This is a genomic window from Mesorhizobium sp. M4B.F.Ca.ET.143.01.1.1, from assembly GCF_004792275.1.
Lineage (GTDB): Bacteria > Pseudomonadota > Alphaproteobacteria > Rhizobiales > Rhizobiaceae > Mesorhizobium > Mesorhizobium abyssinicae.
On record NZ_SRSR01000002.1, the window covers coordinates 259134 to 283868 of the forward strand.

29 protein-coding genes are annotated in these 24735 nt (G+C 64.9%); 10 read left to right on the forward strand and 19 right to left on the reverse strand.

The genetic code is table 11. The features are described 5' to 3' along the window. Window positions 1-42: 42 nt before the first annotated feature. Entirely contained in the window at window positions 43-243 is a 201-nt protein-coding gene (locus EN786_RS05490) for a hypothetical protein (RefSeq protein ID WP_127283674.1), read from the forward strand. 252 nt (window positions 244-495) lie between these two features. On the opposite strand, the gene EN786_RS05495 is transcribed toward EN786_RS05490, so the two are convergent. The 6 genes from EN786_RS05495 to EN786_RS05520 form a co-directional block, all read right to left on the reverse strand. Continuing rightward, the gene (locus EN786_RS05495) at window positions 496-1260 is read right to left on the reverse strand and encodes a YbaY family lipoprotein (protein ID WP_127283675.1); all 765 of its coding nucleotides are present in this window, start codon (window positions 1258-1260) and stop codon (window positions 496-498) included. Window positions 1261-1338: 78 nt separating this feature from the next. Continuing rightward, the gene (locus EN786_RS05500) at window positions 1339-1818 is read right to left on the reverse strand and encodes a molybdenum cofactor biosynthesis protein MoaE (RefSeq protein WP_127283676.1); all 480 of its coding nucleotides are present in this window, start codon (window positions 1816-1818) and stop codon (window positions 1339-1341) included. Between the two features lie 4 nt (window positions 1819-1822). Then, window positions 1823-2080 carry a molybdopterin converting factor subunit 1 gene (gene moaD / locus EN786_RS05505; RefSeq protein WP_127283677.1) on the reverse strand — a complete coding sequence of 86 codons (258 nt, stop codon included), beginning with the start codon at window positions 2078-2080 and terminating at the stop codon, window positions 1823-1825. A gap of 1 nt (window position 2081) precedes the next feature. Beyond that, window positions 2082-2678, reverse strand: a complete 597-nt coding sequence (gene pgsA, locus EN786_RS05510) for a CDP-diacylglycerol--glycerol-3-phosphate 3-phosphatidyltransferase (RefSeq protein WP_127283678.1) — start codon at window positions 2676-2678, stop codon at window positions 2082-2084. Between the two features lie 102 nt (window positions 2679-2780). Continuing rightward, the gene (gene uvrC / locus EN786_RS05515) at window positions 2781-4871 is read right to left on the reverse strand and encodes an excinuclease ABC subunit UvrC (protein WP_127283679.1); all 2091 of its coding nucleotides are present in this window, start codon (window positions 4869-4871) and stop codon (window positions 2781-2783) included. Beyond that, window positions 4868-5629, reverse strand: a complete 762-nt coding sequence (locus EN786_RS05520; RefSeq protein ID WP_127283680.1) for an SDR family oxidoreductase — start codon at window positions 5627-5629, stop codon at window positions 4868-4870. The genes uvrC and EN786_RS05520 overlap by 4 nt, the downstream gene beginning before the upstream one ends. Before the next feature lie 414 nt (window positions 5630-6043). Between EN786_RS05520 and EN786_RS05525 the strand changes: the two genes are divergently transcribed. Then, a complete protein-coding gene (locus tag EN786_RS05525) occupies window positions 6044-6691 on the forward strand; it encodes an outer membrane protein (protein WP_127283681.1) in 648 nt (215 codons plus the stop codon). Between the two features lie 95 nt (window positions 6692-6786). Here EN786_RS05525 and EN786_RS05530 read toward each other — a convergent pair whose 3' ends face one another. Further along, the gene (locus EN786_RS05530) at window positions 6787-7245 is read right to left on the reverse strand and encodes a GFA family protein (protein WP_245494473.1); all 459 of its coding nucleotides are present in this window, start codon (window positions 7243-7245) and stop codon (window positions 6787-6789) included. 41 nt (window positions 7246-7286) lie between these two features. Next, window positions 7287-7670, reverse strand: a complete 384-nt coding sequence (locus EN786_RS05535; protein WP_127283683.1) for a TfoX/Sxy family protein — start codon at window positions 7668-7670, stop codon at window positions 7287-7289. 269 nt (window positions 7671-7939) lie between these two features. On the opposite strand from EN786_RS05535, the gene EN786_RS05540 reads away from it, so the two are divergent. Further along, window positions 7940-8599: a hypothetical protein gene (locus EN786_RS05540; protein ID WP_189340637.1), complete on the forward strand. Its 660-nt coding sequence runs from the start codon at window positions 7940-7942 to the stop codon at window positions 8597-8599. A gap of 98 nt (window positions 8600-8697) precedes the next feature. On the opposite strand, the gene EN786_RS05545 is transcribed toward EN786_RS05540, so the two are convergent. From EN786_RS05545 to EN786_RS05555, 3 genes are all read right to left on the reverse strand, one after another. Continuing rightward, window positions 8698-9294, reverse strand: a complete 597-nt coding sequence (locus EN786_RS05545) for a glutathione S-transferase (RefSeq protein ID WP_127311441.1) — start codon at window positions 9292-9294, stop codon at window positions 8698-8700. A gap of 270 nt (window positions 9295-9564) precedes the next feature. Further along, window positions 9565-9948, reverse strand: a complete 384-nt coding sequence (locus EN786_RS37555) for a histone (protein WP_145966837.1) — start codon at window positions 9946-9948, stop codon at window positions 9565-9567. A 631-nt stretch (window positions 9949-10579) separates the two neighbouring features. Next, the gene (locus EN786_RS05555; protein ID WP_127283685.1) at window positions 10580-11110 is read right to left on the reverse strand and encodes a DinB family protein; all 531 of its coding nucleotides are present in this window, start codon (window positions 11108-11110) and stop codon (window positions 10580-10582) included. A gap of 96 nt (window positions 11111-11206) precedes the next feature. Here EN786_RS05555 and EN786_RS05560 point away from each other — a divergent pair, with 96 nt between their 5' ends. Continuing rightward, window positions 11207-11797, forward strand: a complete 591-nt coding sequence (locus EN786_RS05560; protein WP_127309368.1) for a TetR/AcrR family transcriptional regulator — start codon at window positions 11207-11209, stop codon at window positions 11795-11797. A gap of 7 nt (window positions 11798-11804) precedes the next feature. Here EN786_RS05560 and EN786_RS05565 read toward each other — a convergent pair whose 3' ends face one another. The 7 genes from EN786_RS05565 to EN786_RS05595 all read right to left on the reverse strand — a co-directional run bounded on the left by EN786_RS05565 (window position 11805) and on the right by EN786_RS05595 (window position 16968). After that, complete coding sequence (locus EN786_RS05565; protein WP_127309360.1) at window positions 11805-12641, reverse strand: DMT family transporter; 837 nt, start codon at window positions 12639-12641, stop codon at window positions 11805-11807. Continuing rightward, window positions 12638-13219 carry a TetR/AcrR family transcriptional regulator gene (locus EN786_RS05570; protein ID WP_127283596.1) on the reverse strand — a complete coding sequence of 194 codons (582 nt, stop codon included), beginning with the start codon at window positions 13217-13219 and terminating at the stop codon, window positions 12638-12640. Before EN786_RS05570 ends, EN786_RS05565 begins: the two co-directional genes overlap by 4 nt. Before the next feature lie 183 nt (window positions 13220-13402). Beyond that, window positions 13403-14017 (reverse strand): LysE family translocator, encoded by a 615-nt coding sequence (locus tag EN786_RS05575; protein WP_127309361.1) that lies wholly within the window; start codon window positions 14015-14017, stop codon window positions 13403-13405. 114 nt (window positions 14018-14131) lie between these two features. Then, entirely contained in the window at window positions 14132-14584 is a 453-nt protein-coding gene (locus tag EN786_RS05580) for a hypothetical protein (RefSeq protein ID WP_127283594.1), read from the reverse strand. Window positions 14585-14776: 192 nt separating this feature from the next. Further along, window positions 14777-15625, reverse strand: coding sequence for a 23S rRNA (adenine(2030)-N(6))-methyltransferase RlmJ (locus EN786_RS05585; RefSeq protein WP_127283593.1), 849 nt, complete (start codon window positions 15623-15625; stop codon window positions 14777-14779). Window positions 15626-15632: 7 nt separating this feature from the next. Next, window positions 15633-16256, reverse strand: coding sequence for a hypothetical protein (locus tag EN786_RS05590; protein ID WP_127309362.1), 624 nt, complete (start codon window positions 16254-16256; stop codon window positions 15633-15635). Window positions 16257-16272: 16 nt separating this feature from the next. Beyond that, complete coding sequence (locus EN786_RS05595; RefSeq protein ID WP_135908054.1) at window positions 16273-16968, reverse strand: TetR/AcrR family transcriptional regulator; 696 nt, start codon at window positions 16966-16968, stop codon at window positions 16273-16275. An 85-nt stretch (window positions 16969-17053) separates the two neighbouring features. Here EN786_RS05595 and EN786_RS05600 point away from each other — a divergent pair, with 85 nt between their 5' ends. The 3 genes from EN786_RS05600 to galE all read left to right on the forward strand — a co-directional run bounded on the left by EN786_RS05600 (window position 17054) and on the right by galE (window position 20579). Then, window positions 17054-17533 (forward strand): carboxymuconolactone decarboxylase family protein, encoded by a 480-nt coding sequence (locus tag EN786_RS05600; protein WP_187331187.1) that lies wholly within the window; start codon window positions 17054-17056, stop codon window positions 17531-17533. 935 nt (window positions 17534-18468) lie between these two features. Next, window positions 18469-19497: a UDP-glucuronic acid decarboxylase family protein gene (locus EN786_RS05605; RefSeq protein WP_245478165.1), complete on the forward strand. Its 1029-nt coding sequence runs from the start codon at window positions 18469-18471 to the stop codon at window positions 19495-19497. Beyond that, window positions 19494-20579, forward strand: coding sequence for a UDP-glucose 4-epimerase GalE (galE, locus tag EN786_RS05610; protein WP_127283589.1), 1086 nt, complete (start codon window positions 19494-19496; stop codon window positions 20577-20579). The genes EN786_RS05605 and galE overlap by 4 nt, the downstream gene beginning before the upstream one ends. 193 nt (window positions 20580-20772) lie before the next feature. Here the strand turns inward: galE and EN786_RS05615 are convergent, their stop codons facing one another. Further along, the gene (locus EN786_RS05615) at window positions 20773-21270 is read right to left on the reverse strand and encodes a DUF995 domain-containing protein (RefSeq protein WP_245478163.1); all 498 of its coding nucleotides are present in this window, start codon (window positions 21268-21270) and stop codon (window positions 20773-20775) included. Between the two features lie 400 nt (window positions 21271-21670). Between EN786_RS05615 and EN786_RS05620 the strand changes: the two genes are divergently transcribed. From EN786_RS05620 to EN786_RS05630, 3 genes are all read left to right on the forward strand, one after another. Next, window positions 21671-22597, forward strand: a complete 927-nt coding sequence (locus EN786_RS05620) for a lysylphosphatidylglycerol synthase domain-containing protein (protein ID WP_127283588.1) — start codon at window positions 21671-21673, stop codon at window positions 22595-22597. Then, window positions 22594-23637, forward strand: a complete 1044-nt coding sequence (locus EN786_RS05625) for a glycosyltransferase family 2 protein (protein ID WP_127283587.1) — start codon at window positions 22594-22596, stop codon at window positions 23635-23637. Before EN786_RS05620 ends, EN786_RS05625 begins: the two co-directional genes overlap by 4 nt. A gap of 92 nt (window positions 23638-23729) precedes the next feature. Then, a complete protein-coding gene (locus EN786_RS05630; RefSeq protein ID WP_127309363.1) occupies window positions 23730-24713 on the forward strand; it encodes an NAD-dependent epimerase/dehydratase family protein in 984 nt (327 codons plus the stop codon). Window positions 24714-24735 lie beyond the last annotated feature (22 nt).

The window sequence follows — 24735 nt, forward strand, 5'->3', positions numbered from 1 at the left end:
GAGCGAGTATCGCGCTTCCGCCCTTCCACCAGGAAGCGGGCGATGATCGATCCCAAGGTTTCCACGAGCGGCATTGCCTACCCTGACGACCTTGCCTTGCTGAAGCGGGTCTATGACCGCATCTGCCAGGAGCGGGGCATCGGCGCCGGCAGTGCCGAAGCCGCGGATCTGGCGGCGCAAGCGATGGCGCTGTTTAACGCCGGCGTCTTCGACGAAGACGAGATCAACCGCAGCCTGTCCTAAGACGAGTAGCGCCCGCCTGGATGCCCCGCCGCCCCTCGCGGCGGGTTCCCGTCACTTCGGTTGGCGGTCCTTCAGATTCGCATGCTCGTTGGCCGCCTCCGTGTCTGCCGCAGGCGTTCGCGTGTCGGCGCCTATAAACGGACTGCCCTGCCCGGGGGCGAGGTCGCCGCCAGGATGGCGCAGAACCAAGCTGAAAACCTGTGATGCTTCGCGCGCCTCTGTCACCCCAGTCCCATACGAAACTGTCGAGGACTAACTCGCGGCGTTGAAGCGCAGGATGACGCGGTCGTCCTTGTCGGCGATGATGAGCTTCCCGGCGTCGATATGGTAGGAGGCGGCCTTGGCGAGCGCTTCGAACAGCGCCTTCTCCTGCGCCATCACCTCCGGGGCGCAGGCCATGTAGGTCGAGCCGATGTCGCTGATGGCGATCTTTTCGCCGTCCACCTTGGCGGTGGCGAAATAGGCATTGCACGGACCCTTGCCGCCGGCCTTGCCGGCCTCGCCGACGCGGAACGTCGCCTGAGGCTGCGCGATCACGCCGATGCCGTCGATATATTCGATCAGCCAGCTCTGGCCGAGCAGCGCGTCGGCCGGCGCATCGCTCGACGCCACTATCTTCAGCATGATGCTTTGCGGCCTGTCGCTCAGCGGATCGACCCGGTGGCGCGTGTCGGTGGTGAAGAGCAGCTTGTCGTCGACGGTGATGCGCGCCTGCAGCGCATAGGTCATGTTCGGCCGGATCACCTGCGGGTCGAAGCTGATCTCGAACCTGATCGGCACCTGACCGGCGGGCGCCACCTTGCGCTCGCCGATGATGGCTGCCGGCGCATCGGCCAGCGACACGTCCGCAAGCTGGACGGAGAGCACGGCATTGGGCGGCAGCGCGATGCGCTCGCGGTACGTCGCCTCGCCCTGCAGTGTCTTCTCGGCGGCATCGGAAAGTTCCGGCACTGCAAGCACGCCGACGACCAACGGCACCAGGCCGAAGATGAAGAATTCAGCGATCCTGTCCAGCATGACCCAGCTCCCCTAGGTTGCGCCAGCAAGGGGAAGAATCCTTCAGGATTGCGGTCAATGCATGGCCACGGGGCGGATTTAATTGGTCGGCTTCGTCCAGCGGCTGGCCGCCTCGTCGTCGGCCTCCTTGGCCTCGACCCAGCCGCCCTCGGAGCCGTCGGCATGATGCTCCTTCTTCCAGAACGGCGCGCGCGACTTCAGATAATCCATGAGGAAATTCGCCGCTTCGAAGGCCGCATGGCGGTGGGCTGAGGCAGCCACCACCAGCACTATGTTCTCGCCGGGCGCGATCCTGCCGTGACGGTGGATGACGGTCAGCCCCTGCAACGGCCAACGTTCGATCGCCTCGGCGGCGATGCGGCCGATCTCGGCTTCGGCCATGCCGGGATAGTGCTCGAGCTCGAGCGCCGAAAGCGCACCCTGCTCGTCGCGGCAAAGGCCGGAGAAGGTGACCACGGCGCCGATGTCGGCACGGCCTTGCGTCAGCCCGGCAATCTCGGCGGCGACGTCGAAATCCTGCGCCTCGATGCGCACCGTCGGCCGCACGGCGCCGGGCATGGTTTCAGCCTCCGGTCATCGGCGGGAACAGCGCGATCTCGCGCGCGCCGGCGATCTTCTCGCGGTGACCGACATGTTCCTGATTGATGGCGACGCGGATGACGTCGGGAAACTGCAGCGCGTTCTCGTACTCCTCGCCGCGCGACTTCAGCCAACGCAGCAGGTCGGCCACCGTCTCGATGCCGGCTGGAAGTTCGACATCCTCCTCCGGCTTGCCGATCCGCTCGCGCACCCAGGCGAAATAGATGAGCTTGGTGGCCATCTCACTCGTCCATGATGTGCTTGAGGCCGGCGCGGAAATAATCGTAGCCGGTGTAGAGCGTCACCAGCGCCGCGATCCACAGCAGCACCAGCCCGGTCTGGGTGGTCAGCGGGAAGATCTTGTCGCCGGCGGGGCCCGCGAGCAGGAAGGCGATGGCGACCATCTGGATGGTGGTCTTCCATTTGGCGAGCTGGGTGACGGGCACCGAGACCTTGAGGGCCGCCAGATACTCGCGCAGGCCCGAGACCAGGATCTCGCGGCACAGGATGATGATCGCCGCCCACAGCGACCAGCCGGCAATGCCGGCATGGCGGTCGGTATCGGCGGCAAGCAGCAGCAGGCAGGTCGAGACCAAAAGCTTGTCGGCAATCGGGTCGAGCATCTTGCCGATGTTGGAGGTCTGCTGCCAGGCACGCGCCAGATAACCGTCGAAATAATCGGTGATGGAAGCGAGCAGGAAGATGGCCAGCGCCGACCAGCGGGCGAAGTCGGAAGACTTCAGATGGCCCTCGAGGAAAAAGCACAGCACCACCAGCGGCACCGCGATGATGCGGGCGTAGGTGAGGATATTCGGCAGGTTGAACGCGCGCTGGGCCATCTTCTCGGGAACTCTTTCTGCCTGCGTACTCAAATCAGAAGGGAATGTGGGGGGTCAACAGGGCAGATTCGATTGGTCAGCCGAAAATAGGCGCAAGAATGGTCAGCTGTCATGAAAATGGTTGTAAACCAGCTTCGCCATCTGCTCGGAGATGCCGTCGACCTTGACCAGATCCTCGACCGCGGCGCGGCTGACCGCCTTGGCGGTGCCGAAATGCAAGAGCAGCGCCCGCTTGCGGCCGGGGCCGATGCCGGCGATCTCGTCGAGCGGGTTCTTGACCATCTCCTTCTTGCGGCGGGCGCGGTGCGAGCCGATGGCGAAGCGGTGCACCTCGTCGCGCAGGCGCTGGACGAAATAGAGCACGGGATCGCGCACCGGCAGGGTGAAGGAGTCCCTGCCCCGGACGAAGAAGCGCTCGCGGCCGGCGTCGCGATCCTGGCCCTTGGCGATGCCGATCGCGGCGACGCGGTCCTCGATGCCGAGATCGGCGAGGATCTTGCGCACCGCCGTCATCTGGCCCTGACCGCCGTCGATCAGGATGACGTCGGGCCAGGCCGGGAAGGCTCCATTGCCGCCGACAAGATCGTCGGCCGTTTCGTCCTCGACTTCGGCAGCCGCCACCTCGCTTGAGGGCTGGACATCGCCATGCTCCTTCAGCAGGCGCGAGAAACGCCGCTCCATCACCTCGCGCATCATGCCGAAATCGTCGCCAGGCGTGATCTCGGTCGAGCGGATGTTGAATTTGCGGTACTGGTTCTTCACGAAACCTTCGGGCCCGGCAACGACCATGGCGCCGACGGCGTTGGTGCCCATGATGTGCGAGTTGTCGTAGACCTCGATGCGCACCGGCGGCTTGGCCAGGCCGAAGGTCTCGGCAAAACCGGTAAGCAGGCGCGCCTGCGTCGAGGTTTCGGCCAACCGTCTGCCGAGCGCCTCGCGCGCGTTCTGCAGCGCGTTGTCGGTCAGGTCCTTCTTCTCGCCGCGCTGCGGCACCGAGATCGACACCTTGCGGCCGGCGCGGGTCGAGAGCGCCTCGGCAAGCAGCTCCTGCTCCTCGACGGCAAGCGAGAGCAGGATGGCGCGCGGCGTCGGCTTGTCGTCGTAGAACTGCGCCAGGAACGAGCCCAGCACTTCCGATCCCTCCAGCGCCGGGTCGGCCTTGGGGAAATAGGCTCGGTTACCCCAGTTCTGGCCGGTGCGGAAGAAGAACACCTGGATGCAGGTCTGGCCGCCCTCCTGGTGGATGGCGAAAACGTCGGCCTCCTCGACGGTTTGCGGGTTGATGCCCTGATGCGCCTGCACATGCGAGAGCGCGGCCAGCCGGTCGCGATAGATGGCGGCGCGCTCGAAATCGAGCTCCTCGGACGCCTGCTGCATGGCGGTCGAGATCTCGGTCTTCACCTTCAGGCTGCGGCCGGAGAGGAAATCCTTCGCCTCGGCGACCAGCCCGGCATAGTCCTCATGCGAGATCTCGCCGGTGCACGGACCGGCGCAACGCTTGATCTGATAGAGCAGGCACGGCCGGGTGCGGTTCTCGTAGAAGGAATTGGTGCAGCTTCTCAGAAGAAAGGCGCGCTGCAGCGAGTTGATGGTGCGGCCGACCGCGCCGGCCGAGGCAAAGGGGCCGAAATAATCCCCTTTTCGCGAGCGCGCGCCGCGATGCTTGTAGATGCCGGGCGAGACATGGTCGCCGGTCAACAGGATGTAAGGGAACGATTTGTCGTCCCGCATCAGCACGTTGAAGCGGGGTCGCAGCCGCTTGATCAGGTTCGCCTCGAGCAGCAGCGCCTCGATCTCGGTGCGGGTGACGACGAACTCCATCGTCGCGGTCTCGCGCACCATGCGGCCGATGCGCAGCGTGTGGAAGCGCCCCTGCGCGTAGTTGGTGACGCGCTTCTTCAGGCTGCGCGCCTTGCCGACATAGAGCACATCGCCGGCAGCGTTCATCATGCGATAGACGCCGGGCGCGTTGGGCAGCCGCTTGACCAGCGTCTGGATCACCTCGGCGCCGACCATGCCGTCGGCGTCTCCGGCATGCGGCGTCCAGTCTATGGCGGTGAAGGCGACGTCCGGTCCGGCCGGGACGGCTTCCGGCTCCACGATCTCCTCGGCCGCATCGTCCTCGAGATCGATCTCGGGGGGCAGGTCGTCGGCAGCGCCGCGCGTCTTGTGTTTTTGCTCTGCGGGACTCATTCCACCATGCCTGTCACATCGGGCGTCTGCCACGCAAGATGCTGGCCGCCGTCGAGCGCGATCATCTGGCCGGTGACCGAGCGCGCTTGCCAGAGATAGCGGATGGTAGCGCCGAATTCGGTCAAATCCGGGCCACGCTTGAGGATCAGCCCGTCGAGCTGCGCGGCGAAATCATCATCGTCCTGGCGGACACTCTTCAGCGTCGGGCCGGGGCCGATGGCGTTGACGCGGATGCGAGGCCCGAGCGCCTGCGCCAGCATCTCGGTTTGCGTCCACAGCGCCGACTTCGACAGCGCATAGGAGAAATAGCGCGGCGTCGGGCGCCAGACGCGCTGGTCGATGATGTTGACGATCAGGCCCTCCTCGCCTTCCGGCAGGGCGCGGGCGAAATTCTGCGCCAGCAGCGCCGGCGTCTTCACATGGATGGCGAAGTGGCGGTCCCAAGCCTGCCAATCGAAATCCTCGACACTGTCGTCGACGAAAAGCGAGGCATTGTTGACGAGCAGCGTGACGGGGCCAAGCGCCGCCTCGGCGCGGCCGACGAGATCGCCGACCGCATCCATGTCGGTGAGGTCGGCGGCGACGACCGCGGCGCGGCCGCCCTTGCCCCTTATCTGTTCCGCCAGCGCCTCGGCCTCGGCGCCCGAACGGTTGGCGTGGATGGCGACCGCGAAGCCGTGTGCCGCCAGATCCTCGACGATCGCCTTGCCGATCCGTTTTGCGCCACCGGTCACCAGCGCCGTCGCGGTCTTGGTCATCTGTCAATCCTCAATCGGCGCCTCGATTCCACCAGCCGGCACATTATGACCGGCCGAGGGGTTAAACGCCGTTTCCACCTGGGGCGGGAATGTGGCGAAGCGGACTCGCCGCAACCTTTGCGTGATCCGGATTCGCGCCGGCAGGATCGCAATATAGGATGCTCGACTCCTTGTACCAAGCCGCGTGCAGCGCAGCATGGAACCGCTGCTGACATTTCGCTGTTGCGAAGATGCAACGTCACGGTTCAGCCTCATTCGCGCCGGGGAATGACCCAAGTTCAGGTTCGCTTCAGCCGCATTTCGACACGACATTCGGAACCGTTGAGCGCCGGGTCCGTTTATCCCCCCGGACGGGTCTTGGGGTGCTCATGAACAACAAGCCTACGTGTCCTGTGGCTTAAGGAGTAAAGAACAATGCAAGCCAATCTCAAATTCGCACGGCCGCTGGCTGTTGCCCTCGGGCTCTTCGCCCTCGGCGGTACCGCTTACGCAGCTGACGTCGTCTCTGAAGAGCCGCCGGCGCCCGCTCCGGTTGCCGAACTCCCCGTCGCTTCCTGGGCCGGTCCGTATCTCGGTCTGAGCGCCGGCTACGGCTTTAGCGGCCATGCCGACGTTTCCGGCGGTCCCGACATCAAGACCAAGGGCTTTGTCGGCGGCGTCTTCGGCGGCTACCAGTGGCAGCAGGAGAACTTCGTGTATGGTGCTGAAGCCGATCTCGGCTACAACGGCGTCAAGGGTTCCAGCGCCGGCGTCGAAGCCAAGGGCGGCCTGGACGGCTCGCTGCGCGCTCGCCTCGGTTATTCCGTGACTCCGGAAATCCTGCTCTACGGCACCGGCGGTCTTGCGGCCAAGAACCAGAAGATCGACGACGGCGTCTCCAGCGACAGCAAGGCGATGCTCGGCTGGACGGCTGGTGTCGGCACCGACATCAAGATCACGGACAACGTGTTCGGCCGTGTCGAGTACCGCTACACCGACTACGGCGACAAGGACTTCGACAATGTCGGCAACGTCAAGTCGAAGGACAACCGCGTCACCTTCGGCGTCGGTATGAAGTTCTAAGTCGTCGAAGCCACGACACGAAAAAGCCGGGCCTCGCGCCCGGCTTTTTTTGTGCCTGCACTTGAACGGATGCGGTCCCCGCACCTATCAGCTTGTCAGGTGCCTGGTCGATCGGCTGGCTTTTCCTGGAAGCCGTCATGGGCGGGTATCGATGTCAGCCGATCGAGCCATTTCATCCGCGAACGCGTCAAGACCTCCGCATCGGGCTGGTAGTCGTCCGGATTGGTCATGGTGGCGGCGTGAACGTGAATCTCGCGAGGCCATCTGTCGGAGCGGAAATAGAGCCTCGTACCGCAGGCCGGACAGAACCCGCGAAAGGTGTTCGGGCTGCTTTCAAAGTGCATGATCTCGCCGGTCCAACTCACCTGCTCCGGACGCATGCCCAGGAAGGCCGTCAGCGGGGCGGACGTGGCGCGCCGACAATCGGCGCAGTGACAGACCAGATTGCGGGTGATGACCCCGGAATAGGTCCAGGTGACCGCTTCGCACATGCAACGTCCCGTCAGAAACGCCATCGCAATCCTCCCGCCGGCCGCGTTGCCGAGCCGGTTCACGACACCAGTCGATGCAGCCCAAGATAGGCTGCTCCATCAACTCACATTCGCTTCTTTGCGACCTTGGCTGGCTTCGATTTCGGCGGCAGCGTCTCGACGAAGGCCAGCGCGAGTTCGAGCCAGCTGGCGAGATCGGCTGCGCTCGCGGTGCCTTCCGGCGCGACGTGGACGTAACCCTCCATCCCGCGCCCTCCCATTTCCATCGGGCGCGCATGCGGACGGGCGACCGCCGCTTCATGCGCCGCCTTGCCGACGCGAACCAGCAGCCCGCGTTTCGAGGTGCCAATCAGCATGTTGCCGTTGAGCATGAAGCAGGTGCCGCCGAACATCTTCTGTTCGGCGAAGGCGCGCCGGCCAAGGGCTGCACGCAGGCGCTCGACCATGGGATCTGGCGCGACGCTGGTTTTGGTGACTGACTTCGCCATGCTCAGCCCTCCGCGAAATGCGCGGCGTCAAGCAAGCATGAAAGCAGGAGGAGATTCAAGCCGGAAGCAAGGGCGGAATTCTCGATCCACCCGGCGACGGAAGGCGTTTCCAAAGGCTGCAATTATTCTTGACTTAAATAATCATCTTAATCTAAGGCGAGCCACCAAGCCAACGGCGCGTCCCCTCCTGGGTGGCCTCAGCCAAAGTCATTCAACAAAAGAGACGTTCCCGGTCGGCGGGCACGCGCGGATGTCATTTGGCGGGCAACATGAACGGTCCTGAAATCTTCATCGTCTCACCGGTCACACTGGCCTCTTACGCCCGAACCTGCCTCAGGCTGGTTCATTTTGCGGGTCTGACTTTGGGGTTCGGAGGGGCCGTCTTCCTCGATCTCATGTTTTCACGCTACCGAAAGACCCCGGTGACGACCGAACTCGCCGACAATGTGGAGTGGGTCAGCAAGTTCGTGGCTCTGGGACTCGGTCTGCTTTGGGTATCGGGGCTGGGATTCCTCGTGCTGTATCACTTCGCTGAGCCGGAAAAACTGACAAACCCGAAGATCTGGGCAAAGGTCGTGATCGTTGCGATCCTTACCCTCAATGGCGTCGCCATCCACAAACTGGTCATACCTTTTGTGCGTCAGCGGATCGGCAGCCAACTCCTTGTCGGCATGACACCCCGCATGCACAGCACTTTGGTTGGTTGCGGCGTCGTCTCCCTTGTGTCCTGGACGATGCCCGTAGTGCTCGGCGCGGCGCCGCAACTGAACTTCGTCGTTCCGTGCGCGCTTATCCTGGCCGGATACGCGGCAGTTCTCGGACAGGCGTTTCTAATCGCAAACTTCTTGCTACGCCGCGCCTCGGGGAACATCCCGGTCCCGGCGTCGTCAACGCCGGGCGAGCCTGATCCAGGTCTTGCCCCTTCCTGAAAAGGCTCGCAACGCAAGGCAGTTCAGGAAAGGCGTGTCGCAGAGCGACCATGACGGTCACTCTCCACACAAGCGTCCCACCGGGGAGATCGCAGTTCTCAGCCTGGCACGGCCGGCTTCAGTTCCGGGAACTTCTCGTCGAAGCGCGCCGCCCAGCGGGTCAGGCGGCCGCGGCCCTTTTCCCATTTGCCGGCGAAGCGCAGCGCCAGATAGCCGAGCGTGGCGCGCAGCGCCATCTGGCCGGCGGTGATCTTCTTCGGCAGCTTCGGCGGGTTGGCGTTGAGCAGGTCGAGCGCGGTGGTGATCTTCGCCCACTGGCGATCGAGCCAGGGCTGATAGACCATCTCTTCCGGCCGCGTGCGCCGCTCGTAGACCATCGACAGAGCGCAATCGCAGATGCCGTCGGCCAGCGCCTCCAGCACCTCGGCCTCGAGCCGCTTGTCGGGGTTGCGCGGGAACAGCGCGTTCTTCGCTACGCGATTGAGGTGCTGGGTGATGGCGCGGCTGTCGTAGATCGAGCGGCCGTCGTCGAGGACCAGCACGGGGATCTTGCCGAGCGGATTGGCGCCGATCAATTCGGCCGGCTTCTCCTCGGTCTTGACCGGCACGAGGTCGATGGCGATGCCGGCATAGAGCGCGGCCATGCGGACCTTCGAGCTGTAGGGAGAGGTGGAGGCGTAGAGCAGCTTCAGCATGGTCGGGTTCCTGATTGTCTGCGCGCACTGTTGACCGATCATGGCCGGCAAGACAACGGCCAGTGTCGCGAAACCGGACAGCCAATGCGCCGGCAACGAATTGCTGGCGAAGCCGGACAACAAAAAAGCTCCCGGAAGTTTGCCGACGGCAAAGTCCCGGGAGCTTTAGGGGGAGCGTGCGCTCCAGCTTCGCCAGTGACGCCGAACCGGCGAGAGGGGCACCGACGGCACCCGCCCTCACCTGTCCTTGTCGCGAGCGAAGCTACGCGATCACTTCTTGGCGGCCGGCTTCTTTGCCGGAGCTGCCTTCTTCACTGCAGACGCCGACTTGGCGGCGGCCGCCTTCATCGGTGCCTTGGCGGCGGGCTTGGCCGCTGCCTTGGCTGCAGGCTTCTTGGCGGCAGGCTTCGCTGCTGCCTTGGCGGCAGGCTTCGCTGCTGCCTTGGCTGCGGGCTTCGCCGCTGCCTTGGCGGCGGGCTTGGCCGCGGCCTTGGCGACCGGCTTCTTGGCGGCGGGTTTCGCCGCTGCCTTCGCCGGAGCCTTGGCGGCTGCCTTCGGCGCTGCCTTCTTCACTGCGGGTTTCGCGGCAGCCTTCGGTGCCGCTTTCTTTGCCGGCGCTTTCGCCGCCGGCGCCTTGCTTGTCGTCTTTGCCATGCGATGCCCCTTGCGTTTTGCCGGCGATCGTCAGTGATCCGGCATGCTCATGCATATCTGACTCGCGGCTTTCTAGCCAGCGAAGCATTACACTGAATTTCGCAGATTAAATTTCGGTTACGGCGAAAGCATGCTCGCAATGATCGGCACTAAAGTGCGCAGAGATTCTTCGCAGCCCGCCGCGAACTTCCGCGAGAGAAATTTGAAGCCTCGCGACTCATGCGATCTTCTCGTCAAGCATGGGAACTCCTGCTACGGCGGCGGTCGTGCGCGTTCACCCGAAGAGCTGTCGTATCGGCTTGCTTGATAGAGCGACTGCAGAACAACTTAAAACTTAATGCGAGCTTTTAGCTCGTATATGTTCTGCCCGAACTAAGTGGCGGTGAAGCAGCATTCACTGCAGGACAACGCCACTCTCTGTGCCGCCGACTTTCGTCACTCGGCAAGCCAAACCGTTGGCTTTCCGTTCGCTACACGGTACCGGTCCTCAACTCCTCACTTGGGGGAGATTGGCGGTCCCGCCGGCTTTCGTCAGTCGCCAATGCTGCAGGATTGAATGGCGCGCGAAGGACTGCCGTGTCTCCCGCTCTGCGCAGCCACTTTTCCCTTGAAATGCAAGGCTTTCGGGCCGTCACAGCGCGGCCGGCTCTGACACCAACTGCAGTCTTCGCGACGGCTCGGTCTGATGGAGATAGACGGCAAATGTGTCCCAGGGCGGAGTGATGCCGATTTGCGCGAGGATGCGGCCGATCTCGCCGCGATGATAGCCGCCGTGGATGACGACATGGGTCAGCATTTCCTGGCGCGACATCATCGCCTTGTCGCCATCGGTGAAGGCGAACGGCATCGGCTCCGAGAGTAGATTAGGCGAGACGGTTTGCAGATAGTCGCGATACCAGCGATCCATCGCCGCGACATCGCCGTGCAACGTGTCGAGCGACGGCGTCTCCTCGGTGTTGTCGGAGGCAAAGCCGTGTTGCGTGCCGGAAAGATGCGCGGCGAATATCTTCGAGACGACAAGGTTGTGGTTGAGGAGACGGATCGCTGCGTGGCGCTCCTTCGCGTGCGCATCAGGGTCGAGGTGAGCGAGCTTCTCCAGCAGTTCGTCGTTGGCCCAGGCTTGATAGGCGAAGAGGCTGCGAAGCAAGTCAAGCGCGCTCATGGCCGGTGTTCCTTTTTTCGAAATGTGAGTATGTTGTTTATATTTTCGCGAGGTGGAGCAAACATGTCTACTCGCATTGCAAAGCCGCGCATGCGCATGCGTAAGGTGCCGCGCCAGGCGCGTTCGCGGGCAACCGTCGAGGCGATCATCGAGGCAGGTGCTCATGTTCTGAGCGAGCTCGGATGGGCCGGCTTCACCACCAACAAAGTGGCCGAGGCGGCCGGCGTCAGCATCGGCTCGCTCTACCAATATTTTCCCGACAAGCTGTCGCTGCTCGAAGCGATCCGGCGCCGCCATTTCGATCAGGTGCTGTCGGTGATCGCCGAATCAGCCGAAGGCGGCAAACCGCTCAGGCGATTCGCGCAGGAGTTGGTGCGCGGCATGATCGAGGCGCACAGCATCCATCCGACGCTGCATCAGGTGCTGCTCGACGAAGCCCCGGGCGACCGCGGCTCGCGCGCCGCGCATGCCTCGTTCCAGGCCCGCTATCTCGAACACTACACGGCCGCCGTGGCGCAGTATCGCCGACGCCGGAAAGACGTCGAGACGATCGCGCGCGTGCTGTCGTCGGCGGTCGAGGGCGTGATCCACAATGCGGCGCGACGCGACATGCTGGACGCGCCGGAGCTTCGCAAGCAGCTGGTCGAGCTGATCTGCGCTTACCTCTCCGCAACGCGGACAGGATGATCGCCGCTCACGCCTGATAGCCGAGGCAGATGGCGCCGAGCGCGACGACGGCGCAGGCGCCGACGCGGCGCGGCGTCAGTTGCTCACCGAGGAAGAACCGGCCGATGAAGGCGGCGAAGACGACGCTGGTTTCGCGGATGGCGGTGATCGGGCCGGCGGGGCCGAGCGCGAAGGCGGCGACCACCACGCCGTAGGCAAGCAGCGCGAACAGGCCGCCGGCCAGCGCCTTGCGGGTTTCCGGCGCGCTGAAGTCGACGATGAGCCTGCCGCGCAGCGCGACGAAGGTGACTGGCAGCAAGGCGCCGTAGATCAGCAGCACCCAGGCGGTGTAGGCGCCGCTGTCGCCGGCGGCGCGGACGCCGATCGCATCTACGGTTGCGTAGGCGGCGATGATCGCGCCCGTCGCCAGCGCGTAGAGGATCGACGTCGTCGATGCCCTTCCCTTGCCAAGCGACAATCCCATGATGCCGCAGGCGACCAGCGCGACGCCGGCGATCTCCGGCGTGGTGAGCCGCTGGCCGGCCATGAGGAAGCTGCCAAGCGTAACCAGCAACGGCACGCTGCCGCGCACGATCGGATAGACCTGCCCCAGCTCGCCATAGCGGTAGGCGGCGACAAGGAACACGCTGTAGCCGACCTGCAGGCCGGCCGAGAGCACGACATAGGGCCAGGCGGCCGCGGCCGGAAGCGCGTGAAAAAGCGCCATGGGAATGGCGATGAACGTGCTGGAAAAGCTCATGACCGTGATCGTCCACAGCCTGTCGGCCCCCGTCCGCAGGAAGGCGTTCCAGCTGGCATGCAGGATGGCGGCGAACAGCGCCAGCCCGATGACCGCCGCGCTCATTGCCGCCCCCACGCGCCCGCGATGATGGCGGCCGCTGCCTTGCGGGCATTGCCGATGGCGGCGTCAGCCTCGCCCATCTGCGCCAGCAGCGTCGCCCCCTCGATGAGCATCAGCAGCGCCGCCGCGGCGCCCTCCGCCCGCTCCGGCGGCATCGTCTGCTCGAGGATCGCCTGCATGCGCGACCTCAGGCCATTCTTCTGGCGGGCGACGGCCTTGAACACCGGGTGGGCGGGATCGCCGAACTCGGCCAGCGCATGCGCGAACAGACAGCCATGGAAATCGGCGCTGCGGAACCAGCGCTCGTGCCAGTCGAGGATCGTCGCGATTTTTTGCCCGGGCGTCGCGGCTGCCGTCGCGAGCCGGTCGAGCTGGCGCTCGAAACGGCGGGCGCGATGATCCAGCACCGCGACGATCAACTCGTCCTTGCTCGGGAAATTCCGGTACATCGTCATCTTCGCGATGTCAGCCTCGGCGATGATCCGGTCGATGCCGGTGGCATGGAAGCCGTCGCGCTTGAACAGCGCATAGGCGGTGTCGACAACGTGCTGGCGTTTGGCCGAGGTGCGTGCGGGTGCCATGGCATCGCCCCGTGATGAGACAGGTCTGTCTCTTTTCTAGGACGTGAGCGTGCCTATGTCAACTGGCGAGTCGGCGCGATGGCTCGGAGACACAGACTATGGACTCACAGTTCGGGTCCGCGATGGCCAATCGCAGGCGAGCACCCGCCTTCCTGGGCCGGGAGCCGGCGGTCAGCGCTGCCCTTAGCGCGTGGCGACCACGGCCACGCCGGCGCCGATCATCGCGCCACCGGCGGCGCGATTCACGCGGCGCACGACGGCGGGCGTCCGCAGCAGGCCGCGGGCGCGGCCGGCGAGAAGCACATGCCCGCCGATGACCACCGCCTCGACGACCAGGATCACCATTGCCAGCACGCCGAGATGACCGGGTGCGAGCGATGCGCCGACCACGTTCGGCAGCAACGCCACATAGAACAACGGCATCTTCGGATTGCCGAGATTGAGCGCGACGCCGGTGGCGAAGGTCGCCAGCAGGCCCCGCCGGCCGGAGACGGGCTGCAGGTCGGGCACCACTGGCACGGCGGTCCACAGCCTGATGCCCATCCAGATCAGATAGGCCGCGCCGCCATAGCGCAGCATGGTCATGACGATCGCCATCTTGGCGGCGATGATCGACAGGCCGAAGGCGGCGAGCGCCAGGAAGATGAGGATGCCGACCACCGTGCCCACGCCGTAAGCGATGCCCGACGCGGCGCCATTGGAGATGGTGCGGGCGACGATCGTCATATTGTCCGGACCGGGGCTCGCGGCAAAGACGAAGAAGGCCGCCGCGAAGGCAAGCAGGGTCGCAATGTCCATGAAGACTCCCGAGTGTGATCAATCGCTCTCGGGAGATCAGGTTAGCCGATTTGCCACGCGGCGAAACCCGGCAAAGCCGGAATCTTCGCTACGACAACCGCGCTTGCGCCTGGCTCAGCGCAGCACGCGGCAGCGGCCGTTATAGACCATCCAGCGGTCGAAGCCCGAAACGCAGAATTCGACATTGTCGCCGATCGAGGCAAAGCCCTGGCCTTCCTCGATCAGGTACCAGATGGTGCGGGCGCGGCCGTCGGACAGGCTGACCGTGGCGCCGCAATAGCGGCGGCCGATCGGCCATTCCTCGCTGGCCGGCAGGTAGCGGTGCTGGTGGATGCGGCTGAAATCGGTGATCGCGACATCGGGCAGATGCGGCACGTGGCGCACCTGATAGGCGAAGCGATTGGTGATCTTGTTCAGCACCCAGGCCTCGCCGCAGATGCCGCCGTCCTCCTCGGAATAGACGGCGAGGTCTGCGGCATGCGCCGTCTGGGTGAAGCCGAGCGACGTGGCCAGCGGCGTGCAGAACGAAATCAGGGCGGCAAGAGCGGAACGAGCGAAGCGAGTCATGGCAGCCTCTCAAGGTCGATTGCGCGCACTGTGCGGATTCGCCGCTCAACGGTCAAGCGGTTGCGCTGGCAATGGTTTCCAAGGCATGGCCAGCGGCATCGGCGGTCGATCGTCAGTCCTCACAAGGCACCGCGCGGCCGAAGCCGGCGACACTTTCCCGCTTGGCTAGCGCCGGCCCTGCATGGGGGCAAGCTACTCGCCCGCCAGCCAGTCAATCGTCCAGCGCGACGGCTGCGCGACCGCCATCGCCTTGTGCAGGGCCGGCAGCATCAGGCGCAACTCGCTTTCCAGCGTGAAGGGCGGGTTGACCACCACCATGCCGGTGCCGTCGAGGCTGGGCTCGGCTGATGCCGGCCGGATCTCGAAGCCGATGTCGAGCAGCTTGGGGATGCCGGCATTCCTCAGCGCTGCCCTGAAGGCAGCGACCGCCTTGCGGTCCTTGATCGGATACCAGAGCGCGTAGATGCCGCCCGGCCAGCGCCTGTGCGCTCTCGACAGCCCGTCGACGAGGCGGGCGAACTCCCCCTCCTCCTCGAAAGGCGGATCGACGAGCACCAGGCCGCGTTTCTCCTTCGGCGGCAGATGCGCGCCGAGCGCCAGCCAGCCGTCGAGTTCGATCACCCTGGTCTGGAAATCGCCGGCGAAGACTGCCTTGAGCCGCTCCGCGTCCTGCGGATGCAGTTCGATCGCCGTCAGCCGGTCCTGCTTGCGCAGCAAGTGCCTGGCGATCAGAGGCGAGCCGGGATAGTTCTTCACCCCGCCTTCGGGGTTCACGGCGCGAACGGCCTCGAGGTAGGGCGCCAGCAGGCCGGCGACCCTGGTATCCAGATCCGCGCCGACCAGCCGGCCGATGCCGCCCAGCCATTCGCCGGTCTTCTGCGCTTCAACCGACGACAGATCGTAGCGGCCGATGCCGGCATGCGTGTCGATGACGCGAAACGCCTTGTCCTTCTGCTTCAGATAGTCGAGCAGTCGCGTCAGCACGGCATGCTTGACGACATCGGCGAAATTGCCGGCGTGGTAGGCGTGGCGGTAATTCATGCCGGGCTCAATTCGACGTGCCGCCGCGGCCCCAGCGCGGCGGTGGTGGCTGCGAATTCGGGTTCTGCGGCCGGCCGCCGCGACCGCCGAACGCGAAGGAAAGCACCAGCCCGATCAAGCCGGCTGCCATCAGCGCATAGCCGGCCGGCCGCGCCCGCTCGTCGATCGCGCCGGCCTCTGCACGCAGCACGAGATCCACCGCCCTGATCGGGATATCCTCGGCATCGCCCGGACCGACGGTGAAGAGATAGGGGCCGGCGCTGACCGTCTGGATCACGCCTGCCTCGTCGCGAAAGATCTTGTCCGGCGGTTGCGGGCTTGCCTGGCGCGGATTGTCGGAGTGGTTGAAGTGGAGCGTCGAGGCGAGCGCGGTGCGACCGCCCGTGGCGGCGGTGAGCGTTAGCACGGTGCGCTGCTGCGAGACGATGCGTTCGGCCCGAGCGGTGAGATCCACCAGCACCCGCAGCGGCGCGTCGCGCGCGGCAAGCGGGATCGTCACCGGCCGGAAGCGGCCTTGCTCGTAGACCCGCCAGGTGCCGATCTCGTGGCCGGAGAAATTGCTCATCGCCCAGGGATAGAGGACGCCGATGGCGACGCCGGCGAGGAGAACAAGAACGAAGAGAAAGCGCATCGAGGGCCTTGGCTAGCTAATTGCTGTGGCCGCGATCGCTTCCAGCTTTTGCGGTCGCGGCCCGGGCACCATCGCGAATCCGCTCCATCTCGTCCAGCAGCATCTCCAGGCCGAGATCGAAGGTCTTGTCGAAACCGGTGGTGCCGAAATAGGCCCCGGCCGCCACGACGCTGGGAAAATCCCGCGCCATCTCCTCGCTGCTGACGGTGGTGACCGCCGACGGGCCCTTGGCATAGCCGGCGGTCTCGTCGAGGATCGCCCCCATCAGGTAATAGCCAGCGGCACGGAACAGCCGGGCGCTGAGCTCGGGCCCGAAGCCGCCCGCCTCGAACAGGCCGATGATGCTGTTCAGCTTGGCCAGACATGGCGGCGAGTTCATGCGGTAGACGACGATGAACGGCGCGAAGGCCGGATGCTCGGTCGCGACGCGGCGGAACTCCTGCATGCCGATGCGGACCCGTTCGCGCCAGGGCAGGCCGTCGCCGGGGATCACCAGCGCGTTCATCTGCCGGTCGACCAGCGCCTCATAGAGATGCGCCTGCGAAGGATAGTGATGATAGATGCTCATCGCCTCGCAGCCGAGCGCCGCGGCGAGTTTTCGCATCGAAAAGCCGGAAAGGCCCTCCCGGTCGATCACCTCGAAGGCGGCGTCCTCGATCATCTCGCGGGACAGCCGGCCGCGCGCTCGCTTTTTTTTGATCGATGAGTCCATGGCGTCGCTTGACAGCTTACACTGTAAGGTTCATTTTCTACCCTACCTTACATCGTAAGGCTAACAAACACCAGAGGAGAAAAACATGTCGGCCCGTCGCACGCTTTCGATCACACAGTCCTCCCTTCGCCTTGCCTCCGCATCCATGCTGGCTACCGCTTGCGCGCTGACCCTGACCCTGGCCTCGGCGCCCGCCCAGGCCGACGACTACGACGCCACCATCAAGGACATCCAGTCGACCATGGGCGGCGTGCCAAGCTTCGTGAAGCAGTTCCCGAAGGCCGGTCTGCCCGGCGCCTGGGCCGAGGTCAAGGCCATCGAGCTCAGCGACAAGACGGCGCTGCCGCCCAAGGTCAAGTCGCTGATCTCGCTGGCGGTCGCCGCCCAGATCCCGTGCAACTACTGTATATGGTCGGACACGCAGGACGCCAAGCGCGCCGGCGCCACCGACGAGGAGATCCAGGAGGCTGTGGCGATGGCTGCGCTAACCCGCCACTGGAGCACCATCTTCAACGGCATGCAGGTCGATTTCGAGCAGTTCAAGAAGGAAATGGGCGGCGAATAGGAGAGGAATGGGGCGGCGGGCAGCCCGCCGGCAGCAAGGATCTGGTTGATCGACAAGGCCCGTCATCGGCGGGCCTTGCTTGCTGCCGCCGATGGCTACCGCGCTCTTCCTCCAACTCGCGCGGCGCGGCATGCTGCGCCCTTCGGTCGCCGGATCAAGCCCGGCCGTTCAATGCATCCCAGAGTGGCAGACCTCACGCCGTTCCGGTTGAAACCGGGCCGCGGCGCCCGGATGACGGGCACGCCCGCCTGCCCGGCGAGATATGCGGCAGTCGCCGTCCGGCGCCGTCGCGCCTGTTTGCGATCCGGGCGAGTGCTGACAGAAATCGCGCCAACTCTTTACCGACATAGAACGGAGCCTGGTCAAGAAAACCTGTATTTCCCAAGATTGAGAAAAGCACATCCGCAGCGCACGGAAAGACAGACACCCGCTGCATTTGCCGGTTCGATAAGTCGACACCTTCAAGTCCGCTGGCCCCTTCGCCAACAAGCTTTGCGAGGCTCCCAGAGAGCCTGCCTCGCCGGGGGCCGCAGCCGATTTCGCCCACCATTCCGGACCGGCAGGCAGCCCGATTCGTAAGGTGCATGATTAACCAATCACCAATGTATGAGGTTAACGGATCGCTAATTTAGTTGACTACAATCGCCATAGGTATATTTTTATATGCGTTGGGTGTGCAATTTGGGCGAGCAAGATCGGCGATGGTGGCAACCAGACGCGTGATCGCGATTCACGGGGCATAGCGGGCTGAGCGGCAACCAATAAGCCGTACGGCACTGCTCCCGCAAACTCAGACGTTTTTACGCACATCATGGGTGATGGCGCCTCGGCTTACGCTGAGGGTCGCTACTGTTTCGGGACTTGGTCGAGCAACGCTCTTGCTTGGCCGGGGTGGTGGTGCGCGTGCTGCGTAAGGGGGAGTCATGAGCAGGGTGATGAAGGTCGTGAAGCTCGACCCAAGGGGTGGTCGCAAGGGTGCCAATACCGATCGCGGCCGGGCGCTGGTCGCTGGCGGCGCCGGGTTCCTGGGTTCGCATCTGTGCGAGAGGCTGCTGCATGACGGATACGAAGTCGTCGTCCTCGACAACTTCCACACCGGAAAGCGCTACAACCTCAACGGCATGCATCGCGATCCGTTCTTCACCTGCATCAAGCACGACATCGTCGACGCCTTGCCGATGGATCTCGCCGTCGACGAGATATACAACCTCGCCTGCCCCGCCTCTCCGCCGCACTATCAGGCCGATCCGATCCATACATTCAAGACGAGCGTGCTGGGCTCCATCAACCTTCTGGAACTCGCCCGGCGGCACAATGCCAAGATCTTCCAGGCTTCGACGTCGGAGATCTATGGCGACCCGCTGGTGCACCCGCAGCCCGAAAGCTATTTCGGCAACGTCAACACGCATGGCCCGCGCTCCTGCTATGACGAGGGCAAGCGCTCGGCCGAGACGCTGTTCTTCGACTATTCGAGGACATACGGCATCGACGTGCGCGTCGCGCGCATCTTCAACACCTATGGCCGCCGCATGCAGCCCGATGACGGGCGGGTGGTGTCGAACTTCATCGTCCAGGCGCTGCGCGGCGAAGACATAACCGTCTACGGCAGCGGCATGCAGACGCGCTCGTTCTGCTACGTCGACGACCTCATCGAAGGCTTCATCCGGCTGATGAACGCCCCAACTTCGCCCGCCCATCCGGTCAATCTCGGCAACCCCGTCGAATTCACCATCATGGAACTGGCAGAGCTGGTCATCGACTATACGAATTCGCGCTCGCGGATCGTGCACCGGCCGCTGCCGGTCGACGACCCCAAGCAACGCAAGCCGGACATCTCCTTCGCCAGGCAGCATCTCGACTGGGAGCCGAAGATCAGCCTGAGAGAAGGGCTCGCCCATACCACGCAGTATTTCGACGCCTTGCTCGGCAGTCGCCGGCCCGTCAAGGAGGCTGTCACGTCATGAAACGCCGCCCGATCCTGGTGACAGGTGGGGCCGGATACATCGGCAGCCACACCTGCAAACTCCTGTCGGAGGCGGGCTACCTGCCGGTGGCGTACGACAATCTGAGCCGCGGCAATGAGGGGTCCGTAGCCTGGGGTCCTTTGATCGTCGGCGACGTCCGCGATCGTCGGACGCTCGAGCGGGCGATCACGACCCGCCGGCCGCAGGCGATCATCCATTTCGCAGCGCTGGCCTATGTCGGGGAGTCGGTCAGCGAACCGGCCGACTATTATTCGACCAACGTGGCGGGAACGATCGCGGTGCTCGACGCGGCGCGGGCAAACGGCATCGACAACATCATCTTTTCCTCGAGCTGCGCGACCTACGGCGTGCCGGCGTCGCTGCCGGTCAGCGAGACCTCGCCGCAGCGCCCGATCAGCCCCTATGGCCGCACCAAGCTGATGGGCGAAGAGATCATCCGCGACTATGCCTCGGCCTATGGCATGAAGTACGCGATCCTGCGCTATTTCAACGCCTGCGGCGCCGACCCGGACGGCGAGCTCGGTGAATGGCACACCCCCGAAACCCATCTCCTGCCCAGGGTGCTGATGGCTGCGTCCGGCATGATCGATGCGATCGAGGTCTTCGGCACCGACTACGACACGGCGGACGGCACCTGCGTGCGCGATTATATCCACGTCAGCGATCTTGCCCGTGCCCACCTGAAGGCGCTCATTCATCTGGAAGCGGGCGGCGACAGCCTGTCGGTCAATCTCGGCACCGGCCGCGGCGTTTCCATCAGGGAGATCCTGGAAACGGTCGCCCGGATGACGGCGCGACCGGTTCCGGTCGTCTACCGGCCGCGGCGTCCCGGCGATCCGGCCGAGCTCTATGCCGATCCGAGCCTGGCGCGCGAGCAACTGGGCTTCGTGGCGGAACTGTCCGACATCGACACCATCGTCAGGACGGCCGCGCCCTTCTTCGGTCTCGGCCCGGCAATGCCGGCGCCCGCAATTTCCGCTCCGGATCCCGTGACAGCGCCGCGCACTGCTGCGCGGGCACCGGTAAACACCAGCCCACAAGGCTGGCAGTCGTCCCTGTGAGTAATGTGTCGGGGCGTGGGCTCGCTGAGTTGGGTTGAAAACTCGCTCAGCGGGCCTCTTCTTTTTGCTGATTGCTGCGGTGGGCCGACCAGTGCCTGACGGTCACGGTTTCCACCGAAACGGAGAACCGCTCTATCTCTTGTTTTGTCGCAATTCCGGACGGAAAACCGCCTCACGCGTTTCCTGCAATTGCTTAGCCCTTGGGATCCACCAGCTTGCGGGCCGTTTCGAACTCTATGTTCTTGGCGTCGCCTTCCTGGAACTTCCGGTGCTCCCCGGAAGCATCGTCCGAAGCGTGCTTGAAGCTGTACCAGCCGCCGTCCGGATCCTTGCGCTGCTCGACGTTGCCGTCCTGGATGCGATGGCTGAAGCAGGTGCGGATCGGCGTCGCGGCATAGGCCGTGGACCGCCAGACGAGCTCCATGCACATCTTGCCGTTGCTGGTCAGCAGCCATCTGCCTTCGGCGATGGAGGTCGAATCCGGTCCGGCGGTCCAGGCACGCAAACGCCTGTCCTGCGCGAAATAGGCGGCTCCATCCTGCCAGTTCCACGTGCGGTCGGCGTAGAACAGCTGCATCTCGAACGCCGTCGGAACGGTGGCGGTCTGGGTAGGCGCTCGATCCTTCGCGGCGGCCGTGTGCGCAACGCCGGCAAGCGCCATTTCGCTGCAGGCGACGAGGGCGATCAGCAAGGCGTGCCGCGCAAGCGGCCGGCCCCTTCCGGCTCGTTGAATTGTCGGCATGATAGACGGTCGCATGTCGGTGTTCGCCTCCCCCATCCGGCGCCAACACGCACACGCAAGCCTTCGCCCCAAAGGCATCGCGGTTGCCGCCCCCGCCTGCTATTAACCGCGAGGCAAGGAGCGGTGTCAATCGCTGTTGCCCACGGATCCACGACACCGTCTCGACGGGCGGGACCAAGCTTGTGGATTCGAACAGGCTGCTGGTCTATAGGAGCAGCCGCCACCACAAGGAGCCGCGACCTTTGGGCTTAGGGGCCGCGGACAATCGGCAAGGAACCCGATGCCGGGCATCTCGGATCTTCCCGATGAGCCCACCGGAACGCGGCGGCGAAAGCCTGCGGAGAATTGGTTGAAACGAGCAATCTCGATAGTCGTTACCCTGGCGCTGCTGGCCTGGCTTGCCAGCGACGCGCGCTGGAAGATGGTGGGCGATGCCTTCGACCGCGTCACGCCAGCCACCTTCGTGGCTGTCGCCCTTACTCTGTTCGTTACCTATGGGCTGCGGGCGCTGCGCGTCTGCGACGAATTCCGCGACGAGGTGCATGGTCGTTTCGGCGCCTGCCTGCGCGTCATCCTGATCCACAATGCGATGATCAACGTCGTGCCCTTCCGCGGCGGCGAGACCGCCTTTCCGCTGCTTTTGCGCCAGGTCTTCGGCATCTCGATCATGCGCGCCAGCGCCTCGCTTTTGTGGTTCAGGCTGCAGGACGCCTTCGTCGTCGGCATCCTCGCTTGCCTGGTCTGGCCAGGGTTGCACCCGGCGCTGAGAGCCGCGGGGATCGCGGCGCTGATCGCCGCCGCCTGGTACCTGCCGCGCTGGGCGCGCGCGCCGCATGACTGGGACGGGCGGGGCCGGCTGGTGGCCAAGCTCGGCCGCATTCGCGACATCTTCACCGAAGCGACCGGACGCTCGCGCTATGGCTGGTGGTGGACGGTCGCCAACTGGGCGCTGAAGCTTTCCGTTCAGGCCTGGCTGCTGGCGCTGATGCTGGGGACATCCTTCACGACCGCCTTTCCGGGCGTGGTCGGCGCCGAGGGCGCCGCCATCTTGCCGGTGCAGGGCGTTGCCGGCTTCGGCACCTATGAGGCGGGCGCGGCGGCGGCGCTGCTCACCTCCGGCATCGCCATGAAGAGCGGCCTGCAGGCGGCGCTGGCGCTGCACCTGTTCATCTTCGGCTCGGCGATCGCCACCGGCGCGATCGCCTGGCTGTTCCCCTCCAAATCGACGCTGCCGGAAAGCCCGGCGGCGGAACCTGCAAGGAAGCCCTCGCTATGAGCCTGCTGCCCATCCCTGCGTCAGGTTTGCCCGACGGCGCGGTCATGCCGGAACATATGCTGTCGATCGTCGTGCCCATGTACAACGAGGCCGAGAATGTCGAGCCGCTGCTGGCGCGCATTCACCAGGCGATGGAGCACTATAGCCAGCCCTGGGAGGTCGTGCTCGTCGATGACGGCAGCACCGACGCGACGGCAAACGAAATCCGCCGCCTGGCGGCGCATTACGGGGCGCATGTGCATGCGGTCGAGCTGGTGCGCAACTACAAGCAGACCGCTGCCATGCAGGCAGGGCTCGATGCCGCGCGCGGCGACGTCATCGCCACCCTCGACGGCGACCTGCAGAACGATCCTTTCGACATACCGCGCATGGTCTATCGCCTGCTGACCGAGGACCTCGATCTCGTGGCCGGCTGGCGCAAGGACCGCCAGGAGGGCTTTTGGATGCGCCGGCTGCCCTCGCGCATCGCCAACAGGCTGATCGGGCGCGTCACCGGCGTGCGGCTGAAGGATTATGGCTGCAGCCTGAAGGTCTTCCGCGGCAGCGTCATCCGCAGCGTCCGGCTCTATGGCGAAATGCACCGCTTCATCCCGGCCTGGCTGGCGACGGTGACGACGCCGCGGCGCATCGCGCAGGAAGTGGTGACGCATCATGCGCGCATCTACGGCCAGTCCAAATACGGCATCTCGCGCACCTTCAGGGTCGTGCTCGACCTGGTGTTCATGTACTTCTTCATGCGTTACCGCACCCGGCCCGGACATTTCTTCGGCGGCATCGGCATCGTGCTCGGCGCGCTGGGTTCGCTGGTGCTTGCCTATCTCTTCTGCGTGAAACTGTTCCTCGGCCAGGACATCGGCACGCGCCCGATGCTGTTCGCCGGCTTCTTCCTGCTCATCGCCGGAGTGCAGATGGTGACGTCCGGCGTGCTGGCGGAAATGCTGGCGCGCGTCTATCACGAGGCGAACGGGGCGTCGGCCTATGTTGCGCGGCCGCGGCCGGATGAACAGGAAAGTGACGGCTGGCGTCGCCCGGCGTCATGATTTGACCGGACTTCCATGGAACTTGCGCCAGCAATGATCCCGCCAATACGCAGGCGCGGCAGTGCGCTTGCCGCCTCGCCGCAGGAGGTTCGATGTCGATAGTGGTGACCGGAGCCGCCGGCTTCATCGGCAGCCATGTCTGCCAGCGGCTGCTGGCGCGCGGCGACGATGTCATCGGCATCGACAATATGAACAGCTATTACGACCCGGCGCTGAAGGCGGCGCGGCTGGCGCGGCTTTCCGGCAGGAAAGCATTTTCGTTCCACCAGCTCGACATCGCCGAGCCGGGCGCCCTGGCGGCAGCGCTGGGCAAGCGGCCGGTGCGCGGCATCGTGCATCTGGCGGCGCAGGCGGGCGTGCGCTATTCGCTCGAAAATCCGCGCGCCTATATCCACGCCAACATCGCCGGGCAGCTCGAAATCCTGGAGCTCTGCCGGGCCTCCTCCGGGCTCGAGCATCTGGTCTATGCCTCGTCGAGCTCGGTCTATGGCGGCAACACGAAAGTGCCGTTCGCCGAGAGCGACCGCGTCGACGACCCGGTGTCGATTTACGCGGCGACGAAGAAGGCGGACGAGCTGATGAGCTCGACCTACGCGCATCTGTTCGGCCTGCCGCAGACGGGCCTGCGCTTCTTCACCGTCTATGGCCCGTGGGGCCGGCCAGACATGGCGAGCTGGATCTTCACCGAGGCGATGCTCGCCGGCAAGCCGATCCGCGTCTTCAACCATGGCGAGATGTGGCGTGACTTCACCTATATCGACGACATTGTCGAGGGCGTCGTCGCCGTCCTCGACAAGCCGCCCGCGTCCGACGGCCCGCGGCACAGGCTCTACAACATCGGCAACAGCCAGCCGGTGCATCTCGGCCGCTTCATCGACACGCTGGAGAGCCTGCTCGGCGTCAAGGCGATACGCGACAACCTGCCCCTGCAGCCCGGCGAGGTCGAAAAAACCTATGCCGACACCAGCGCGCTGGAGCGGGATTTCGGTTTCAGGCCGAAGGTGCGGATCGAGGAAGGCCTGCGGAAATTCGTCGACTGGTACCGGCAGGAATGGCGGCCGGAGGGCAAGAGGTAAGGCGCAAGGCCTGCGCCAGCCT

Bases quoted from the DNA above. Each gene is read 5' to 3' on its own strand.
- EN786_RS05490 (WP_127283674.1), top strand. From the start codon at position 43: ATGATCGATCCCAAGGTTTCCACGAGCGGCATTGCCTACCCTGACGAC.
- EN786_RS05495 (WP_127283675.1), bottom strand. From the start codon at position 1,260: ATGCTGGACAGGATCGCTGAATTCTTCATCTTCGGCCTGGTGCCGTTG.
- EN786_RS05500 (WP_127283676.1), bottom strand. From the start codon at position 1,818: ATGCCCGGCGCCGTGCGGCCGACGGTGCGCATCGAGGCGCAGGATTTC.
- moaD (WP_127283677.1), bottom strand. From the start codon at position 2,080: ATGGCCACCAAGCTCATCTATTTCGCCTGGGTGCGCGAGCGGATCGGC.
- pgsA (WP_127283678.1), bottom strand. From the start codon at position 2,678: ATGGCCCAGCGCGCGTTCAACCTGCCGAATATCCTCACCTACGCCCGC.
- uvrC (WP_127283679.1), bottom strand. From the start codon at position 4,871: ATGAGTCCCGCAGAGCAAAAACACAAGACGCGCGGCGCTGCCGACGAC.
- EN786_RS05520 (WP_127283680.1), bottom strand. From the start codon at position 5,629: ATGACCAAGACCGCGACGGCGCTGGTGACCGGTGGCGCAAAACGGATC.
- EN786_RS05525 (WP_127283681.1), top strand. From the start codon at position 6,044: ATGCAAGCCAATCTCAAATTCGCACGGCCGCTGGCTGTTGCCCTCGGG.
- EN786_RS05535 (WP_127283683.1), bottom strand. From the start codon at position 7,670: ATGGCGAAGTCAGTCACCAAAACCAGCGTCGCGCCAGATCCCATGGTC.
- EN786_RS05540 (WP_189340637.1), top strand. From the start codon at position 7,940: ATGAACGGTCCTGAAATCTTCATCGTCTCACCGGTCACACTGGCCTCT.
- EN786_RS05545 (WP_127311441.1), bottom strand. From the start codon at position 9,294: ATGCTGAAGCTGCTCTACGCCTCCACCTCTCCCTACAGCTCGAAGGTC.
- EN786_RS37555 (WP_145966837.1), bottom strand. From the start codon at position 9,948: ATGGCAAAGACGACAAGCAAGGCGCCGGCGGCGAAAGCGCCGGCAAAG.
- EN786_RS05555 (WP_127283685.1), bottom strand. From the start codon at position 11,110: ATGAGCGCGCTTGACTTGCTTCGCAGCCTCTTCGCCTATCAAGCCTGG.
- EN786_RS05560 (WP_127309368.1), top strand. From the start codon at position 11,207: ATGCGTAAGGTGCCGCGCCAGGCGCGTTCGCGGGCAACCGTCGAGGCG.
- EN786_RS05565 (WP_127309360.1), bottom strand. From the start codon at position 12,641: ATGAGCGCGGCGGTCATCGGGCTGGCGCTGTTCGCCGCCATCCTGCAT.
- EN786_RS05570 (WP_127283596.1), bottom strand. From the start codon at position 13,219: ATGGCACCCGCACGCACCTCGGCCAAACGCCAGCACGTTGTCGACACC.
- EN786_RS05575 (WP_127309361.1), bottom strand. From the start codon at position 14,017: ATGGACATTGCGACCCTGCTTGCCTTCGCGGCGGCCTTCTTCGTCTTT.
- EN786_RS05580 (WP_127283594.1), bottom strand. From the start codon at position 14,584: ATGACTCGCTTCGCTCGTTCCGCTCTTGCCGCCCTGATTTCGTTCTGC.
- EN786_RS05585 (WP_127283593.1), bottom strand. From the start codon at position 15,625: ATGAATTACCGCCACGCCTACCACGCCGGCAATTTCGCCGATGTCGTC.
- EN786_RS05590 (WP_127309362.1), bottom strand. From the start codon at position 16,256: ATGCGCTTTCTCTTCGTTCTTGTTCTCCTCGCCGGCGTCGCCATCGGC.
- EN786_RS05595 (WP_135908054.1), bottom strand. From the start codon at position 16,968: ATGGACTCATCGATCAAAAAAAAGCGAGCGCGCGGCCGGCTGTCCCGC.
- EN786_RS05600 (WP_187331187.1), top strand. From the start codon at position 17,054: ATGTCGGCCCGTCGCACGCTTTCGATCACACAGTCCTCCCTTCGCCTT.
- EN786_RS05605 (WP_245478165.1), top strand. From the start codon at position 18,469: ATGAAGGTCGTGAAGCTCGACCCAAGGGGTGGTCGCAAGGGTGCCAAT.
- galE (WP_127283589.1), top strand. From the start codon at position 19,494: ATGAAACGCCGCCCGATCCTGGTGACAGGTGGGGCCGGATACATCGGC.
- EN786_RS05625 (WP_127283587.1), top strand. From the start codon at position 22,594: ATGAGCCTGCTGCCCATCCCTGCGTCAGGTTTGCCCGACGGCGCGGTC.
- EN786_RS05630 (WP_127309363.1), top strand. From the start codon at position 23,730: ATGTCGATAGTGGTGACCGGAGCCGCCGGCTTCATCGGCAGCCATGTC.